This window comes from Flagellimonas marinaquae, from assembly GCF_003992675.1.
Classification (GTDB): domain Bacteria; phylum Bacteroidota; class Bacteroidia; order Flavobacteriales; family Flavobacteriaceae; genus Flagellimonas; species Flagellimonas marinaquae.
Genome location: NZ_RZMZ01000008.1, coordinates 42,501 through 44,740 on the forward strand (window position 1 = coordinate 42,501; position 2,240 = coordinate 44,740).

Here is a 2,240-nt window from a genome sequence, read left to right on the forward strand (position 1 = left end):
TTCTTTTGCTTGTCGCATCCCATATAAATATGGGACGCCCTCTCGTAATCCTTAATTGTTCTATTCTACTTCGTGTTTCTTCTTTTTGACTTCACGTGAACGGTATGATACCGCTCCGCTCCGTCCCAATATGTCAATGAACTTTCTGGCACGCCGCCACCGATACCAAGATCGACGGACGGCCTTTGCCGTGGTGGAGAATATCGGAGTCGAACCGATGACCTCCTGCGTGCAAGGCAGGCGCTCTAGCCAGCTGAGCTAATCCCCCATCTTTCAGTTATGAGTTATTAGTTGGGAGTTATGAGTGATAACCCTGTAACTCAACTTCTAAAATTTCCAATTCAATATTCCTCAATGAACTTCCTTTACAGTCCCAGGCAGACTTGCTTCGACCGCGCTCAGCACAGGCTTCTCGTCCTTCTTCGACTTGTAGTCTCAGGCAGACTCGAACTGCCGACCTCTACATTATCAGTGTAGCGCTCTAACCAGCTGAGCTATGAGACTGTCTTGGCCTATTGCCAGTATTTGTAACATATCATAAACGACAGCGCAGAGATAAAACCATCTCGTGCGGGACAAGGATCTTCCGGACATCTCTTTCTCTAGAAAGGAGGTGTTCCAGCCGCACCTTCCGGTACGGCTACCTTGTTACGACTTAGCCCTAGTTACCGATTTTGCCCTAGGCCGCTCCTTGCGGTGACGGACTTCAGGCACTCCCGGCTTCCATGGCTTGACGGGCGGTGTGTACAAGGCCCGGGAACGTATTCACCGGATCATGGCTGATATCCGATTACTAGCGATTCCAGCTTCACGGGGTCGAGTTGCAGACCCCGATCCGAACTGTGACCGGTTTTGTAGATCCGCGCCCCCTTGCGGGGTGGCTTCCCTCTGTACCGGCCATTGTAGCACGTGTGTAGCCCAGGACGTAAGGGCCGTGATGATTTGACGTCGTCCCCACCTTCCTCACGGTTTGCACCGGCAGTCCCGTTAGAGTCCCCATCTTGACATGCTGGCAACTAACGGTAGGGGTTGCGCTCGTTATAGGACTTAACCTGACACCTCACGGCACGAGCTGACGACAACCATGCAGCACCTTGCAGGCGGTCCGAAGAAAGGGGTATCTCTACCCCATGCAGCCTGCATTTAAGCCCTGGTAAGGTTCCTCGCGTATCATCGAATTAAACCACATGCTCCACCGCTTGTGCGGGCCCCCGTCAATTCCTTTGAGTTTCATTCTTGCGAACGTACTCCCCAGGTGGGATACTTATCACTTTCGCTTGGCCACGGAGACCGAAGTCCCCACAGCTAGTATCCATCGTTTACGGCGTGGACTACCGGGGTATCTAATCCCGTTCGCTACCCACGCTTTCGTCCATCAGCGTCAGTACATGGTTGGTCACCTGCCTTCGCGATCGGTGTTCTATGTGATATCTATGCATTTCACCGCTACACCACATGTTCCGGCAACCCCACCATGACTCAAGACCTGCAGTATCAAAGGCAATTTTATGGTTGAGCCACAAACTTTCACCCCTGACTTACAGGCCCGCCTACGGACCCTTTAAACCCAATGATTCCGGATAACGCTCGGACCCTCCGTATTACCGCGGCTGCTGGCACGGAGTTAGCCGGTCCTTATTCTTACGGTACCGTCAGACACCTACACGTAGGTGCGTTTCTTCCCGTATAAAAGCAGTTTACAACCCATAGGGCCGTCATCCTGCACGCGGCATGGCTGGATCAGGCTCCCGCCCATTGTCCAATATTCCTCACTGCTGCCTCCCGTAGGAGTCTGGTCCGTGTCTCAGTACCAGTGTGGGGGATCCCCCTCTCAGGGCCCCTAACCATCGCTGTCTTGGTGGGCCGTTACCCCACCAACTAACTAATGGTACGCATGGCCATCCCTGTCCGATAAATCTTTAATCGTAATATCATGCGATATAACGATACCATGGGGCATTAATCCAAGTTTCCCTGGGCTATTCCCCTGACAGGGGCAGGTTCCATACGCGTTCCGCACCCGTGCGCCGGTCGCCACCAGAAAAGCAAGCTTTTCCGTGATGCCCCTCGACTTGCATGTGTTAGGCCTGCCGCTAGCGTTCATCCTGAGCCAGGATCAAACTCTTCATTGTATTTCTTTGAATGTCTGTCCGACACCCGGAAACCCGAGTCCCTGCATCAAAATGGTTCTTTCTTAATTCTACGCTGTCGTTACAATATGTATATGAACTTCTTTGTTT

General features: G+C 52.4%; 2 tRNA genes and 2 rRNA genes (1 of these 4 only partly in view). All 4 read right to left on the bottom strand.

Annotated features, from left to right (window positions below):
- Window positions 1-16: ribosomal RNA gene (locus tag EO130_RS06195) — 23S ribosomal RNA — on the bottom strand; it reaches 2,801 nt to the left of the window's first position.
- Between the two features lie 175 nt (window positions 17-191).
- A tRNA-Ala gene (locus EO130_RS06200) sits at window positions 192-268 on the bottom strand.
- Window positions 269-430: 162 nt separating this feature from the next.
- Window positions 431-504: transfer RNA gene (locus EO130_RS06205), tRNA-Ile, on the bottom strand.
- A 102-nt stretch (window positions 505-606) separates the two neighbouring features.
- Window positions 607-2,132 (bottom strand): 16S ribosomal RNA (locus tag EO130_RS06210).
- The 16S and 23S rRNA genes sit together here with 2 tRNA genes alongside, the layout of an rRNA operon.
- Window positions 2,133-2,240 lie beyond the last annotated feature (108 nt).